Origin of the sequence: Paraburkholderia sp. MPAMCS5 (assembly GCF_036016995.1) — a bacterium.
In the GTDB taxonomy this organism is placed as follows: domain Bacteria; phylum Pseudomonadota; class Gammaproteobacteria; order Burkholderiales; family Burkholderiaceae; genus Paraburkholderia.
In genome coordinates this window covers 361,385-376,490 of sequence record NZ_JAYXBK010000006.1, presented here as the reverse complement: position 1 = coordinate 376,490, position 15,106 = coordinate 361,385, and the positions used below count along the sequence as shown (strand labels likewise).

The 15,106-nt window shown below is 63.6% G+C and carries 11 protein-coding genes; 5 read left to right on the top strand and 6 right to left on the bottom strand.

Going from position 1 to position 15,106, the window contains the following annotated elements:
* Positions 1 to 17: 17 nt before the first annotated feature.
* Positions 18 to 2,162 carry a methionine--tRNA ligase gene (gene metG / locus VOM14_RS16805; protein WP_327629841.1) on the bottom strand — a complete coding sequence of 715 codons (2,145 nt, stop codon included), beginning with the start codon at positions 2,160 to 2,162 and terminating at the stop codon, positions 18 to 20.
* A 413-nt stretch (positions 2,163 to 2,575) separates the two neighbouring features.
* Positions 2,576 to 3,229 carry an OmpA family protein gene (locus VOM14_RS16800; protein WP_327629840.1) on the bottom strand — a complete coding sequence of 218 codons (654 nt, stop codon included), beginning with the start codon at positions 3,227 to 3,229 and terminating at the stop codon, positions 2,576 to 2,578.
* A 369-nt stretch (positions 3,230 to 3,598) separates the two neighbouring features.
* Between VOM14_RS16800 and apbC the strand changes: the two genes are divergently transcribed.
* The 5 genes from apbC (at position 3,599) to VOM14_RS16775 (ending at position 9,317) form a co-directional block, all read left to right on the top strand.
* On the top strand, positions 3,599 to 4,687 hold the full coding sequence (gene apbC, locus VOM14_RS16795; RefSeq protein WP_327629839.1) for an iron-sulfur cluster carrier protein ApbC: 1,089 nt from the start codon (positions 3,599 to 3,601) through the stop codon (positions 4,685 to 4,687).
* A 120-nt stretch (positions 4,688 to 4,807) separates the two neighbouring features.
* Positions 4,808 to 5,341, top strand: a complete 534-nt coding sequence (locus VOM14_RS16790) for a superoxide dismutase family protein (RefSeq protein WP_327629838.1) — start codon at positions 4,808 to 4,810, stop codon at positions 5,339 to 5,341.
* Positions 5,342 to 5,637: 296 nt separating this feature from the next.
* Positions 5,638 to 6,207, top strand: coding sequence for a dCTP deaminase (gene dcd / locus VOM14_RS16785; protein ID WP_327629837.1), 570 nt, complete (start codon positions 5,638 to 5,640; stop codon positions 6,205 to 6,207).
* An 87-nt stretch (positions 6,208 to 6,294) separates the two neighbouring features.
* Positions 6,295 to 8,580 (top strand): arginine/lysine/ornithine decarboxylase, encoded by a 2,286-nt coding sequence (locus VOM14_RS16780; protein ID WP_327629836.1) that lies wholly within the window; start codon positions 6,295 to 6,297, stop codon positions 8,578 to 8,580.
* Positions 8,581 to 8,582: 2 nt separating this feature from the next.
* Entirely contained in the window at positions 8,583 to 9,317 is a 735-nt protein-coding gene (locus tag VOM14_RS16775; protein ID WP_442955548.1) for a lysozyme inhibitor LprI family protein, read from the top strand.
* Between the two features lie 51 nt (positions 9,318 to 9,368).
* Here the strand turns inward: VOM14_RS16775 and VOM14_RS16770 are convergent, their stop codons facing one another.
* From VOM14_RS16770 to zwf, 4 genes are all read right to left on the bottom strand, one after another.
* Complete coding sequence (locus VOM14_RS16770) at positions 9,369 to 10,295, bottom strand: bestrophin family protein (RefSeq protein WP_327629835.1); 927 nt, start codon at positions 10,293 to 10,295, stop codon at positions 9,369 to 9,371.
* A gap of 163 nt (positions 10,296 to 10,458) precedes the next feature.
* Positions 10,459 to 12,375 (bottom strand): bifunctional transcriptional regulator/glucokinase, encoded by a 1,917-nt coding sequence (locus tag VOM14_RS16765; RefSeq protein ID WP_327629834.1) that lies wholly within the window; start codon positions 12,373 to 12,375, stop codon positions 10,459 to 10,461.
* Positions 12,353 to 13,099, bottom strand: a complete 747-nt coding sequence (gene pgl / locus VOM14_RS16760; RefSeq protein ID WP_327629833.1) for a 6-phosphogluconolactonase — start codon at positions 13,097 to 13,099, stop codon at positions 12,353 to 12,355. The genes VOM14_RS16765 and pgl overlap by 23 nt, the downstream gene beginning before the upstream one ends.
* 48 nt (positions 13,100 to 13,147) lie before the next feature.
* Positions 13,148 to 14,611 (bottom strand): glucose-6-phosphate dehydrogenase, encoded by a 1,464-nt coding sequence (gene zwf, locus VOM14_RS16755; RefSeq protein WP_327629832.1) that lies wholly within the window; start codon positions 14,609 to 14,611, stop codon positions 13,148 to 13,150.
* Positions 14,612 to 15,106: the final 495 nt, after the last annotated feature.

The following is a 15,106-nucleotide window of genomic DNA, read 5'->3' as shown; positions in this document are numbered from 1 at the left end:
TGTGGCTTGTTCGCCGCTTACTTCACCCGCATGCCCGGCTTCGCGCCGCTGTGCGGCTCCAGCACGTAGAGACCCGGTTCGGCTTTCTCGTCCGCCGCCGACGCCGCCAGCACCATGCCTTCCGAGAGGCCGAACTTCATCTTGCGCGGCGCGAGGTTCGCGACCATCACGGTCAGCTTGCCGATCAGCTGCTCCGGCTGATATGCCGACTTGATGCCGGAAAACACGTTGCGGGTTTTCTCTTCGCCGACATCCAGCGTGAGTTGCAGCAGCTTGTCCGAACCCTCCACCGCCTTGCAGTCGACGATTTTCGCGACGCGCAGGTCGATCTTCGCGAAGTCGTCGATCGAGATGGTGTCGGGCGTTGCGTTTTTCTCCGCGGCGGCTGCGGCTGCGGCTTTGGCGCCTTTCTTCGCTTTCGTTTCGGCGTCCGGCGCAACCGTTTCCGGCGTGGCTTGCAGCGAGTCGCGATTGGCTGCGAGCAAGGCCTCGATCTGCTTCGGATCGACGCGCGTCATCAGATGCTTGTACGCGTTGATCGGGCGCGCCGAACTGAGCGGCACGCTGGCGTGGGTCCAGACCAGCGGCTCGATGCCGAGGAAGGCTTCGACTGCTTCGGCGAGCTTCGGCAACACGGGCTTGAGCGCGAGCGACAGCAGGCGGAACGCCTCGATGCTCACGCTGCAGGTTTCGTGCAGGGCGGCCGGGCTGGCGAGATCTTTCGCCTGATCCCAGGGCTTGGCCGTATCGACATAGGCGTTCACGGCGTCGGCCAGTTCCATGGTCTGACGCAGCGCGCGGTTGTACTCGCGCGCCTCGTAGTTCGCGGCGATCTGCGCAATCGCGGCGCGCAGCGTGGCGAGCAGCGGATGCTGCATCGCGCTGTCCTGCACGCGGCCGTCGAAGCGCTTGATCAGGAAACCCGCCGCGCGGCTCGCGATATTCACATATTTGCCAACGAGGTCGCTGTTCACGCGCGCCTGGAAGTCGTCGAGGTTCAGGTCGAGATCTTCCATCGTGCTGTTCAGCTTGGCCGCGAAGTAATAGCGCAGCCATTCCGGGTTCAGGCCCGTGTCGATCACGCTTTGCGCGGTGATGAAGGTGCCGCGCGACTTCGACATCTTCGCGCCGTCCACGGTCAGAAAACCGTGCGCGAACACGTTGGTCGGCGTGCGGTGGCCCGAAAATTCGAGCATGGCCGGCCAGAACAGCGTGTGGAAATAGAGAATGTCCTTACCGATGAAGTGATACTGCTCGGTCTTCGAACCCTGGCGAACCCACGCGTCGAAGTCGAGTCCGCTTTTTTCGGCGAGATTCTTGAAGCTCGCGTAGTAGCCGACCGGCGCATCCAGCCACACGTAAAAATACTTGCCGGGCGCACCCGGAATTTCGAAGCCGAAATAGGGCGCGTCGCGCGAGATGTCCCAGTCGGCGAGCCTGGCTTCGCCAGCCTCGCCGAGCCACTCGCGCATCTTGTTGGTCGCTTCCGGTTGCGCGAGGCCGCCCACCCACGCGCGCAGAAAATTCTCGCAGCGGGGATCGGAGAGACGGAAAAAGTAATGCGTCGACGTCTTACGGATGGGTGTGGCGCCCGAGACGACCGAGTAGGGATTGACCAGCTCGGTGGGCAGATAAGTCGAGCCGCACACTTCGCAACTGTCGCCGTACTGGTCTTTCGCGCCGCATTTCGGGCACTCGCCCTTGATGAAGCGGTCCGGCAGGAACATTTCCTTGACCGGGTCGTAGGCCTGCTCGATGTCGCGTGCCTCGATCAGGCCGGCTTCCTTGAGCGCGAGGTAGACGTTCTCGCTGAGGACCCGGTTCTCTTCGGAGTCCGTTGAATAATAGTTGTCGAACGAAATGCCGAAGCTGTCGAAATCGCGCTTGTGCTCCTGCCAGACGCGGTCGATCAGCTGCTTCGGCGTCAGGCCTTCCTTCTCGGCGCGCAGCATGACCGGCGTGCCGTGCGTGTCGTCGGCGCCCACGTAGTAGACCTCGTGCCCGTGCATTCGCAGCGCGCGGACCCAGATGTCCGTCTGAATATATTCGACCAGATGGCCAATATGGATTTGCCCGTTCGCATACGGAAGGGCCGACGTGACGAGAATCTGGCGGCGGCTGGACGGCGCGCCTGCAATGAGGTCGGTTGCGGGTGCTGACATAGGAATGGTGGGAGCCTGCGGTGGGACGAAAGGTCGATTCTAGCAGGGCGGACGCCCGCTGCGCGCGGGCCCGCGGCGGGCTGCGGCTTCGTGCTGACTGAGTGGTTGAGCAGAAGGGCGGCGCGAAAAGCGAGCGCCCAAAAAAAACCGGGGCGATTAACCCCGGAGCAACAACGACAAGAGGAGAATGGTGACGCGGCGGCTTCGCCAGCCACGTACCGTAAAGACAGACAGCGGATTTTCATGAGAGTTCGAAATTTTTTTCGGTCTCGTTCCGGATTTCCGCTGTTGCCGTTTTTACCACTTGATTCCGATCCGGAAGCCGCGCGGGGAAGCTCGCAGAAACGGCTTGCGGCAGGCCGGCGCTCATGCGCGTCCGGCCCCGGTTTCCTCTGCGCTATTGCGCGTTGCCCTTATTGCGTGGCGTGCTGGGCCGTGGCGCGCAGATAGATTTCCACGCGACGGTTGGCGGCACGGCCGGCCTCCGTGTTGTTGTCGGCGATCGGCTGGTTCTGGCCCATGCCTTGTGCCGACAGGCGCTGCGGCGCGACGCCGCGTTGCGCCAGATAGCCCGTCACGCTTTGCGCGCGATTGACCGACAGCGTCTGGTTATACGCCGGCTGGCCGGTGCTGTCCGTGTGGCCGACCACTTGCGCGATCACTTCCGGATTCTGCTGCAGCGTCTGCGTCAGCTGATCCAGCACCGGCGCGAACGACGGCTTGATCGCGTAGCTGTTGGTGTCGAACGTGACCGAGCTGGGGATGTTCAGCTTGAGCGAGCCGTCCGGCTGCTCGGTGATCTGCGTGCCGGTGCCCTTGGTGGCGCCCGACAGCTTGTTGTGAATGGCCTGCCAGTTGTAGCCGGTAATGCCGCCCACCGCAGCGCCGACGCCGGCGCCGATTGCCGCGCCCTTGCCGCCGCCGAAGATTGCGCCCAGGGCTGCGCCGGTGCCTGCGCCCACGCCCGTGCCGACGGCCGTGTTAGTGCCCTGTTGAGACGCGCAACCTGCCAGCACGGAGCCGGCAACGGCGAAAACGGCCAGGCGAGTCATGATTTTTGCATTCATTTTGATTCCTCTCGAGTGAAGCGAGTGACGCGCAAAGCGCGAATAAAGCGTTCCGCAAACGTTAAGCCTAGGCGGCGAACGACACGTCGGCAAAACAGATTCTTGATCGATGCGAAAACCCGGGGGCAACGCAAGGCCGTTCTTCAATCCCGGTCCGACAGTGAAGAAGGGTCTTCCGGCAGCGCCCGGCGCCAGCCACTACAATGGTGTCTGGCGCATGCAGCGATGCGGCCCCATGGCGGTCCGCCTGCCCGAAGGGTGCCCGGCACGCCTGGTTTTCGCAACGCTGCCTAACAATTTCTTGCAAATTCCGGCGCGTGGCCGAGGCTTCGATTCCGCCGCGCCGCAGGTGTTCCCCTCGGAGTGTCAATGAGTATCGATCGGGCTTTGGTCGACGCTGCGCTCGCAGCCGTCACTGACCCCAACACCGGCCGGCCGTACGCCGCTGCCAAAAACATCAAAAACGTCGCCGTGGAGGGTGACACGCTCAGCATTGCCGTGGTACTCGGCTATCCGGCCATGCGTCAGTTCGAGGCGATCCGCAAGCAGTTCGCCGACGCGCTGGCAGCCGTGCCCGGCGTGGCGCAGGCGCGCATCCAGGTCTCGCAGGAAGTCGCCGCGCATACCGTGCAACGCGGCGTGAAACTCTTGCCGAACGTTAAAAATATCGTCGCGGTGGCGTCGGGCAAGGGCGGTGTCGGCAAGAGCACGACCGCTGTGAATCTCGCGCTTGCGCTCGCGAGCGAAGGCGCGTCGGTCGGCATTCTGGATGCGGACATCTACGGGCCGTCGCTTCCGTTGATGCTCGGCATCGAAGGGCGCCCGGAGTCGCCCGACGAAAAGACCATGAATCCAATGACGGGCCACGGCCTGCAGGCCAACTCGATCGGCTTTCTGATCGAGCAGGACAACCCGATGGTGTGGCGCGGCCCGATGGCGACCTCCGCGCTCGAGCAACTGCTGCGGCAGACCAATTGGCGCGATCTCGATTATCTGATCGTCGACATGCCGCCGGGCACCGGCGACATCCAGCTGACGCTCTCGCAACGCGTGCCCGTGACGGGCGCCGTGATCGTCACGACGCCGCAGGACATCGCGCTGCTCGACGCCCGCAAGGGCTTGAAAATGTTCGAGAAGGTCGGCATTCCGATTCTCGGCATCGTCGAAAACATGGCCATGCATATCTGCTCGAATTGCGGCCACGAAGAGCACATCTTCGGCGCGGGCGGCGGCGAGCGGATGGGCAAGGAATATGGCGTCGACGTGCTCGGCAGCCTGCCGCTCGACATCACGATCCGCGAGCAGGCCGACTCGGGCCGGCCGACCGTGGTGGCCGATCCGCAAGGGCGCATCGCGGAGATCTATCGCACGATCGCGCGCAAGGTGGCGGTGCATATCGCCGAGCGCGCCCGCGACATGACTTCGAAATTTCCCAACATCGTCGTGCAGAACACCTGACGAGCCGTTCGGACAAGGGGCCGAGGCGTCTATTTGCGTCTCCTCTCGCGGTATCATGTGGTCTTCACAAGTTCGGCGCGGCGGCCGCAGGGGCGGTCGCCAGGCCGGCAAGAGGATCGCATGGGAAAACGAATCGACGGGCAGGCGGTGCATGCGTTCATCGTCCTGACTGCCAGCTGTGTGCTGTTATGCGGCTGCAGCGCCTTCCTGAGACCACAGGAAAAGCGCGCCGACGCTCAGTTGCTGCCCACCGTGGGCAACCAGGCGCGCGGGCTCGTTACGTTTATCGAGCGCTCGGACGGCGTGCAGGTCACCTACAATCTCGCGGGCTTGCCGCCCAATAGCGATCACGCGCTGCAAGTGCACGAGCGCGGCGATTGCAATGCCGCCGACGGCGCAAGCGCCGGCCAGATATTCTCGCCGGCCGCCGAGCGTCTGAAAGCGGGGGCGCGCGTCGAGGGCGACCTCGGCAACATTCATGCGGACGCGAACGGCGTGGCGACCGGTTTCATCGTCGCGCCCGACGTTTCGCTCGACGGCATCCGCTCGGTGCTGCAGCGCGCCGTGCTGCTGCACCACGACGCAACCGATCCGTACGCTTATCCACAGCATGGCGCCGGTCCCGCGCTTGCTTGCGGCCTGATTCGCCAATAAGCGGGCTAGCCTTGTTTGCGCCGCGTTTCGACTCTGCGGCAGCAATCTCGTGATCGCGTAAAATAAGCGCCTTTCATCGCGGCGCCCGGCCGGCGCGACTGCCAGCGCGACTGTCGGCACGATTGCCGGCGCGAGCGCGGGCCACTCGCAAGTCACTCGCAGATCGCCTTCCGGCGCGCTTGCGCGCGGTTCCAGTCGAGGTGCCGAAGCAGCGGGAAATCCGGCCGCAAGGTGCCCGGCAAGACCGGGCTGTTATCCGTCTCACACCTGTTATTCACGTCGAGCAGCGTTCATCTATGACCATCAAATCCGACAAGTGGATCCGGCGCATGGCCGAGTCGCACAAAATGATCGAGCCGTTCGTGCCCGATCAGATTCGCGTCTCCGAAGACGGCCGGAAGATCGTCAGCTACGGCACATCGAGCTACGGCTACGACATTCGCTGCGCCGACGAATTCAAGATCTTCACGAACATCAACTCGACCATTGTCGATCCGAAGAATTTCGACGAGAAATCGTTCGTGGACTTCAAGGGCGACGTCTGCATCATTCCGCCGAATTCGTTCGCGCTCGCGCGCACGGTCGAGTATTTCCGGATTCCGCGCACGGTGCTGACCGTGTGCCTCGGCAAGTCCACGTACGCGCGGTGCGGCATCATCGTGAACGTCACGCCGTTCGAGCCGGAATGGGAAGGCCACGTCACGCTCGAATTCTCAAATACGACACCTTTGCCTGCGAAAATCTACGCAAACGAAGGCGTCGCCCAAGTGCTGTTTTTTGAAAGCGACGAAATTTGTGAAACGTCGTACGCGGATCGCGGCGGCAAATATCAAGGTCAGCACGGCGTCACGTTGCCGAAGACCTGACGCCGGCAGCGCACCGACCCACCAGATACACAGGGTGACCGCTGCAATTTATCGCGTGCAGCGGTCGTTCTTTTTGGAGAATCGCCCATGAAGTTCCGTTTTCCCGTCGTCATCATCGACGAAGATTTCCGCTCCGAGAACATCTCGGGTTCCGGCATCCGGGCTTTGGCCGAAGCAATCGAGAGAGAAGGCGCGGAAGTGCTCGGGTTGACGAGCTACGGCGATCTGACTTCGTTCGCGCAGCAGTCGAGCCGCGCGTCGTGCTTCATCCTTTCGATCGACGACGACGAGCTGCTGCCGTACGTCGAGAACGTAGTCGTGGAAGGCGAGACGCCGGAACTCGCGGCGGCGATCGTCGCGCTGCGCGCGTTCGTGACCGAAGTGCGCCGCCGCAACGCGGACATTCCGATCTTCCTGTACGGCGAAACGCGCACCTCGCGCCACTTGCCGAACGACATCCTGCGCGAGCTGCACGGCTTCATCCACATGTTCGAGGACACGCCGGAGTTCGTCGCGCGCCACATCATTCGCGAAACGAAGGTCTATCTCGACTCGCTGTCGCCGCCGTTCTTCAAGGAACTGGTGAAGTACGCGGACGAAGGGTCGTACTCGTGGCACTGTCCGGGACACTCGGGCGGCGTCGCGTTCCTGAAGAGCCCGCTCGGCCAGATGTTCCACCAGTTCTTCGGCGAGAACATGCTGCGCGCGGACGTCTGCAACGCGGTCGACGAACTCGGGCAACTGCTCGACCACACCGGTCCGGTGGCGGCGTCCGAGCGCAACGCGGCGCGCATCTTCAGCGCGGATCACGTGTTCTTCGTGACCAACGGCACTTCGACGTCGAACAAGATCGTCTGGCACGGCACGGTCGCGCCGGGCGACATCGTGCTGGTGGACCGCAACTGCCACAAGTCGATCCTCCACGCGATCACCATGACGGGCGCGATTCCGGTGTTCCTCACGCCGACGCGCAACAACTTCGGCATCATCGGCCCGATTCCGCGTTCGGAATTCGAGCCGGAAAACATCCGCAAGAAGATCGCCGCGAATCCGTTCGCGCGCGAAGCGCTGGCGAAGAACCCGAACCTCAAGCCGCGCATTCTGACCATCACGCAGAGCACCTACGACGGCGTGATCTACAACGTCGAGATGATCAAGGAAATGCTCGGCGAATGGCTCGACACGCTGCACTTCGACGAAGCCTGGCTGCCGCACGCGGAATTCCACGAGTTCTATCAGGACATGCACGCGATCGGCTCGGGCCGTCCGCGTATCGGCGCGATGATCTACGCGACGCACTCCACGCACAAGCTGCTGGCAGGCATTTCGCAGGCTTCGCAGATCGTCGTGCAGGATTCCAAGAACAGCCGCTTCGACAAGCATCGCTTTAATGAGGCGTATCTGATGCACACGTCGACGAGCCCGCAATACGCGATCATCGCGTCGTGCGACGTGGCCGCGGCGATGATGGAAGCGCCCGGCGGCACGGCGCTTGTCGAAGAGTCGATTGCCGAAGCGCTCGATTTCCGCCGCGCGATGACCAAGGTCGATGCCGAATACGGCGACGACTGGTTCTTCAAGGTGTGGGGCCCGGAGCAGTTCGCCGAAGAAGGCATCGGCTCGCGCGAAGACTGGATGCTGCGCCCGGACGATTCGTGGCACGGCTTCGGCCCGCTCGCGGAGGGCTTCAACATGCTCGACCCGATCAAGGCGACCATCATCACGCCGGGTCTGGACATGGACGGCGGCTTTGGCGAGAGCGGCATTCCGGCCGCGATCGTCACGAAGTATCTGGCGGAGCACGGCATCATCGTCGAGAAGACGGGGCTGTATTCGTTCTTCATCATGTTCACGATCGGCATTACGAAGGGCCGCTGGAACTCGATGGTCACCGAGCTTCAGCAGTTCAAGGACGACTACGACAACAACCAGCCGTTGTGGCGCGTGCTGCCGGACTTCGTCGCGCTGCATCCCACGTATGAACGCGTCGGCCTGCGCGACCTGTGCCAGCAGATTCACAGCGTCTACCGCGCGAACGACATCGCGCGCCTGACGACCGAGATGTATCTGTCGAGCATGGAGCCGGCCATGAAGCCGTCCGACGCGTTCGCGAAACTCGCGCACCGCGAGATCGACCGCGTGCCTATCGACGAACTGGAAGGCCGCGTCACGTCGATTCTGCTGACGCCGTATCCGCCGGGCATTCCGCTTCTGATTCCGGGTGAGCGCTTTAACAGGACCATCGTCAACTATCTGCGTTTCGCGCGCGAGTTCAACGAGCGCTTCCCGGGTTTCCATACGGACATCCACGGGCTGGTCGGCGAAATGATCAACGGGCGCATCGAATATTTTGTCGATTGCGTGCGCGTCTGACAATGCGGCTGACGAGGTTCATCGCGAGCAACGGCGCGTGGCGGCGCGACGCTCGCGTGGCCGCGTTCGCGGGCGCGGCGTTGTTCATGCTCGCGTTCGCGGCGACGGCGCGCGCCGAAGTCGCCGCCGCCGATCCAATCGACGCAGCCATGCGCACGTGTCTCGCGCGCAGCGACATGTCGTCGACGGTGGGGCAGGTGCAGTGCATGGACACGGCGCGCATCGGCTGGCAAACCGCGCTCGACAACGCGTGGCAGCAGCTACAAGGGCAATTGCCGCCGGCGCGGCGCAAGCTGTGGCAAAAGAGCCAGGCAAGCTGGCAGGCCTCGCGCGATGCCGAAAAGCCGTTGCTCGCGGCGGTGTTCGCCACCACGCGCGGCACGATGTATGTGCTCTCCGAAGCCGATATGCAATTGCAGCCGGTGCGCGACCGGGCGCTCGCGCTGCGCAGCGCCGTGGCGAAAGCGAGCGCGGGCGGTGATCCGCCGCGTCGGGCGCGTGCCTGCGAGGCGGACGCGCGCTGCGAACACGCGATGTTCGACTTGAACCGCTATGCCCGCCGTCTGCAGACAAGAATGCCGGCGCACTCGCGTCCCACGCTGACGCGCGCGCAAAAGGCGTGGACCGCCTATCTCGACGCGGCCACGCCGGTGGTCGATGAGCGCGGACGCATCGACATCATCGGTGCGCGCGTGGCGACGCTCAAGCGTTTGTCGGAAACGGTCGGCAACGACTAGGCGCGCGGGCGGCCGCGTGCAGCATATCCATGCGCGGGCACGCGCGGAGGCTCACGTCAGCGCGTAGCTGCCGGTTTCCCGCTCGGGCGGCGCGAGCGCCGGTTCCCCGCGCAGGTCGCGTAGCGCGTCTTCGATCATGACGGACATGGTGTCGAGCGCGAGGTCGTTGTCGTCGGTGCCGAAGGGTTCTTCGATTTGCGACGCAATCGCTTCGTGCGCCATGAACGTGTACGCGACGAACACCGCGAACACCGGCGTGAAAATGCCGATGCTGTCGACAAGCCCGAACGGCAGCGACGCGCAGAAGAAATACACGGTGCGGTGAATCATCACCGAGTAGGCAAACGGCAGCGGCGTGGACGCAATGCGCTCGCATCCGCCAATCACATCCGACAGTCCATTCAGATTCCGGTCGAACGCGAGCACCGTCATCGGATCGATCGCACCTGCCTGCGCCTCGCGCTGCACCCATTCGCCGAGAAAAAGCATCAACGTCGCCGGTTTGTAGCGCGAAGCCATGACGCGCTCGAACAGCGCAGGCGGCAAACGCGCGGCGAGATCTTCGCGCGGATCGCTCCTGCGAAGCTGGTGACGCAGCGCGTGCGCGAGCGCGCCGAGCGCGGCGCAGAACTCGACCAGATCTTCTTCCGGCAACGGCCTGGCTCGCAAGGTCAGCGCCTGACGCGTGAGCGAACGCGCTTCGTTCAGCAACTGGCCCCAGAGTTTGCGCGCTTCCCAGTAGCGGTCGTAGCTGGCGTTGTTGCGAAAGCCGAGAAACACCGCGAGCGCAATGCCGACCAGCGAGAACGGCGCAGTGGTGTTGAGGTTGAGCGAGATCGGCAGCAGATGATCGTGCGCGGCGACCGCGATGACCGAGATTCCGAAAATGAGCGCGAGCCGTGGCAGCAACTGCGGAAGAACCGAGCCGCGCCACGCGAGCAGCATGCGGAACCAGTGGAGATGCGGGCGGATGATCATCGGATTGTGCGTTGCCGTGTGCGATGGAATGTCTATTATCGCCTGATGCCCCGGCGGGCCGCGCCATCCAGGCCGCTCAAAACGATGAAGGCCACGTTGCGACGTGGCCTTCATGCAGCGATCAATGGCAACGCATCGACCGCAACCGATGACGGGTGAGCCGTCAGTCGCGAGCCGATGAAGCCGCGCCGTGGCTGAGCCAGTCGAGTACGGCGCTCGCGTCGTCGTCGGCGCCCTGACGGGCTTTGGCGACCGTTTCCGCGACGTCCGCGCTCGGCACCGCGCGGCGAATTGCCACGCCGACCGCGAGAATGTCGATCATCACCAGATGCAGAATCCGCGAAATCATGGAGAGCTGCGACTCGCGAATTTCGATGTGATCGGTTTCGAGCGCGACCGTCGCGCGCTTGGCCAAAGGCGTGTTGCTCGACGTGATCGCGATCACCTTCGCGCCGGCCTGCATGGCGACATCGAGCACGCGCAGCAGTTCGGGCGCGCGGCCCGATTTCGACACCGCGACGATCACGTCGCCCTTGCCGAGCAAGGCAGCCGAAGCCGCCTGCATGTACAGATCGCCGTAAGCGATGGTCGGAATGCCGAAGCGGAAGAACTTGTAGTGCGCGTCCTGCGCGACGATGTTCGAGTTGCCGAGGCCATAGAACTCGATGCGCCGCGCGCCGTTCAACAGGTCGATCGCGCGCTCGACGTGCTCGAAGTTCAGATGCTCGCGCAATTGCAAAATGGCCGAGATGGTGTTGTCCAGCACCTTCGCGCCGAAGTCCGTCGCGGTGTCGCCGAGGTGTACCTGGCTGTGGCTCACCGGAATCGTGCCGGTCAAGCCGGTGGCGAGCTTCAGCTTGAAATCCGACAAACCCTGGCAGCCGAGCGAGCGGCAGAAGCGGATCACCGTGGGCTGACTCACGTCGGCCTTGCGCGCGATGTCCACGATCGGATCGTTGATGATCGAGCGCGGATGATTCAGCGCGAGATCGGCGACGCGGCGCTCGGCCGGCGTCAACGCGTCGCGCATCTGGCGAATCCGCTCGAACACGGCCGACGAACTGCCGCCCGCGCGATTCGACAACTGCTCGGCGAGAATCGCGGAGACGCCGAGAAACGCCGGATATTCCGCGGTGATCACGTAAGTCGGCACGTTCTGCAAGTAGGCTTCGAAGCGGCCTTTCGCTTCGAAGCGTTTGCGAAACGACGAGCGCGCGAAGAATTCGCCGAGGCGCGGCACGACGCCGCCGCCGATGTAAATGCCGCCGAGCGCGCCGAGCGTCACCGCGATATTGCCCGCGAAGGTGCCGAGAATGCCGCAGAACACGTCGGCGGATTCGGCCGCGAGCGGCTCGCCTTCCAGCGCGCGTTTGACGATTTCGCGCGTGTCGACGTTCGCCGCCACGCGCTTCTTGTCGCGGCCCGCCAGCGCGCGGTAGATCACTTCGAGGCCGGGCCCCGCCGCCACACGTTCGAACGAGACGTGCGACCACTTCTTGCGCGCGTATTGCAGCACGATGTCCTCGCGCTCATCCGCGGGCGCGAAGGTGGCGTGGCCGCCTTCGCTGCCGAGCGCGATCCAGCGGTCGTCGGCGGGAATCAGGCCCGAGACGCCCATGCCGGTGCCCGGACCGAGCAGGCCGATCACGCTGTTCGGCCGGCGCGCGCCGCCGCCGACCTGCACGCGCTGCGCGTCGGTGAGGCCCGGCAGCGCCATGGCGAGCGCGGTGAAGTCGTTCACGACGAGCAGCGTGTCGAAGCCGAGCGCGCGGCGCGTGGCTTCGATCGAAAAGCTCCAGTCGTGATTCGTCATGCTGACCTGATCGCCGTCGACCGGGTTCGCAATCGCAATGGCCGCGTGATTCACGCGGCCGATCTTCGTGTCCTTCAGATACTTCTTGATGACTTCGGCGACGCCGGGGTAATCGGCGCACGGATAGACCTGCACCGAGCCGATCTCGCCCGGCCCGGTTTCCAACGCGAAGCGCGCGTTCGTGCCGCCGATGTCGGCGAGCAGCCTCGGTCCATCGGCGTGCTGGCCCGCGCCCGGAACAGCCTTAGTTTGCACACCAGTAGACATCGAGTCTCACTCCCTTGTCGTTCGCCAACTGCGAGATGGCATTTTTTTGTAGCGAGGCGGCGGCGGCATTCAGCACGTCCATCTTGCGCGGTCCGGCGATCAGCAAAAACAGATGTTTCACTTCCTTCAGCGCGGACAGCGACCAGCTCACGCGCGCATGCGGCGCGCTGCCCGGATGCACGGCAACGAAGCGCTCGGCGGTGGTGATGGCGTGATTCCATTCGGGCGCGTCGGCGAAGATCGACGCCGTGTGGCCGTCTTCGCCCATGCCGAGAATCGCGACGTCGGGCACGCCGGCAAAACGCGGGTCGGCATTGAGCGCGGCGACATGCGAATGCAGATCCTGGCTCGTGTCGGCGAGCGGCCAGAACGTTGCGTTCTTCGCGGCGTTCTGCAGCAACGTGGCGTGCACGAGTTGCGAGTTGCTCGCGCTGTCCGTCTCCGGCACCCAGCGGTCGTCGACGAGCGTCACGGCGATGCGCGGCCAGTCGAAAGCTTGCGCGGACAACGTCTGCAGGAACGGGCGCGGACTGCTGCCGCCGGACACGGCGAGCAGGGCCGGGCGTGTCCCGGCGGTGGACGTGCCGGCCGTGGACGCGCCGGCAATACCGGCGTCCGACGTTGCCGTCTGTGCGGCGAGCGACGCATGTAACGCGTCGCCAACCGCTTTCGCCAACGCGTCGGATTGGGCGCGTTGATCGTCGAAAGCGTGAAGCTCGATCACTTCTCCTCCGTGCTGCTTTTTTGTTAGATCCGCAAAATCCGCCGTCAATCAGTTCTCTTCTTCGAGCCAGCAGGTGTCGTGCTGCGCGAGCATCGCGCTGGCGGCAGCCGGACCCCACGTGCCCGATGCATACGGCTTCGGCGGCTTGTTCGAAGCCTTCCATTCGTTCAGGATCGGTTCGACCCAGCGCCACGCGGCTTCCTGCTCGTCGCGTCGCACAAAGAGCGCGAGACGGCCGTTGATCACGTCGAGCAGGAGGCGCTGATACGCTTCCATTTGCCCTTCGCGGAAGAACTGGTCGAACGCGAGATCCAGGTGAACGCTTGCCAGATTCATGCCTTCCCCGGGCTGCTTGGCGAGGCAGTAGAGCCGAATGGTTTCGTTCGGCTGCAAACGGATCACCAGACGATTCGCGCCGGCGCGCAACGCCGACGCACCCAGCGCCGAATGCGGCACCGGCCGGAAATTCACCACGATTTCCGCGACGCGGTCCGCCAGCCGTTTGCCGGTGCGCAGGAAAAACGGCACGCCGGCCCAGCGCCAGTTTTCAATCTCCACCTTCAACGCGACGAAGGTTTCCGTCGTGCTGTTCTGCTTGACGCCGTGCTCCGTGGCATACGCGGGAACAGCGTTGCCGCGGATCACGCCCGAATGATACTGGCCGCGCACCGCAACCTTGCCGATGTCGAGCGGATTGATGGGCTTCAGCGCCCGCAGCACGCGCAGCTTTTCGTCGCGCACCGAGTCGGAATCCATGGAATGCGGCGGTTCCATCGCGACAATGGAAAGCAGTTGCAGCAAATGGTTCTGCACCATGTCGCGCAGCGCACCCGTATTGTCGTAGAAATCGCCGCGCGCTTCGACACCTAGTTCCTCGGCAATCGTGATCTGAATGCTTTCGACCCACTCGCGGCGCCACAGCGGCTCGAACAGCGCATTGCCAAAGCGCAGCGCCAGCAGGTTCTGCACGGGTTCCTTGCCGAGGTAATGGTCGATCCGGTAGATCTGTTCTTCGGCGAAGATTTCGCCGACCGCGTCGTTGATCGCATTCGACGACTTGAGGTCGTAGCCGAGCGGCTTTTCGAGCACGATCCGCGCGTTTTCGTTGAGCCCCACCGAGGCGAGCGCGCGGCAGATCGGCACGAACAGCGACGGCCCCGTGGCCAGATAAAACACGCGGATGCCCGGCAGTTCCTTGATCGCGTCGCGCAGGAGCACGAAGTCTTGCGGATTGCCCAGATCGATTTTTACAAACTCGATACGCTCGAGAAAGCTCGCCCATGCCGTTTCGTCGAGACCGTTCTTCGAGACATACGGCTTCACGTGTTCATTCACCCACTGAAGGTACTCGCCGCGATCCGCCGCATGGCGCGCCACCGCGACGATCTTGCCGCTGTCGGCGAGCATGCCGCCCGCACGGTGTGCTTCAAACAGAGCGGGGAGAATCTTGCGCATCGACAGATCGCCGGTTCCGCCGAAGAGAACGAAGGTGAAGCTTGAATCGGTTTGCATGAGTCTCCGTCGATGTCGAGAGGGCCGCCGTCATGGAGCGTAAACGACGACCGTAGTCCGATAAAATAATTTTTGACACTGAATTGTAGTTTAACTACAATCCAAATCAAGAGGTAACGCTAATTCGATGAAAAAAGCGTGCGCTGCCCGTCAGGTTGCACGTTTCGCGAATCGGCGAGCGTCCCCTGCATGTTAACGGACATTGTGTGCCGGCATAGGGCGGCATCGACCGGCAGCCTTTACGGACAGCCGGTGAGTGAAGCCCCGGCGCGCAGGTTGACATGCAGTGCGCCTCGAGTCTGCCGCGCGACGCGGGCGGGCAAAAATCAAAAGAGGAGACAGTCAGTTGCATCTCGAACCACTCATCTCTTGAGCTTCCAGCGGCCGGACATCGGTCCGCCGGCACATGCTGCGCGCATGCGCCCGACCGTGCTCGATCGCCCAGTGTTTTGCCTGTTTGAACCAACCACAGCACCCTGGCGACATCAGGGGCCA

Coding starts and splice junctions, on each gene's coding strand:
- zwf (WP_327629832.1), bottom strand. CDS start 14,611: ATGCAAACCGATTCAAGCTTCACCTTCGTTCTCTTCGGCGGAACCGGC.
- VOM14_RS16775 (WP_442955548.1), top strand. CDS start 8,583: ATGCGGCTGACGAGGTTCATCGCGAGCAACGGCGCGTGGCGGCGCGAC.
- VOM14_RS16770 (WP_327629835.1), bottom strand. CDS start 10,295: ATGATCATCCGCCCGCATCTCCACTGGTTCCGCATGCTGCTCGCGTGG.
- VOM14_RS16790 (WP_327629838.1), top strand. CDS start 4,808: ATGGGAAAACGAATCGACGGGCAGGCGGTGCATGCGTTCATCGTCCTG.
- VOM14_RS16765 (WP_327629834.1), bottom strand. CDS start 12,375: ATGTCTACTGGTGTGCAAACTAAGGCTGTTCCGGGCGCGGGCCAGCAC.
- dcd (WP_327629837.1), top strand. CDS start 5,638: ATGACCATCAAATCCGACAAGTGGATCCGGCGCATGGCCGAGTCGCAC.
- VOM14_RS16780 (WP_327629836.1), top strand. CDS start 6,295: ATGAAGTTCCGTTTTCCCGTCGTCATCATCGACGAAGATTTCCGCTCC.
- apbC (WP_327629839.1), top strand. CDS start 3,599: ATGAGTATCGATCGGGCTTTGGTCGACGCTGCGCTCGCAGCCGTCACT.
- VOM14_RS16800 (WP_327629840.1), bottom strand. CDS start 3,229: ATGAATGCAAAAATCATGACTCGCCTGGCCGTTTTCGCCGTTGCCGGC.
- metG (WP_327629841.1), bottom strand. CDS start 2,162: ATGTCAGCACCCGCAACCGACCTCATTGCAGGCGCGCCGTCCAGCCGC.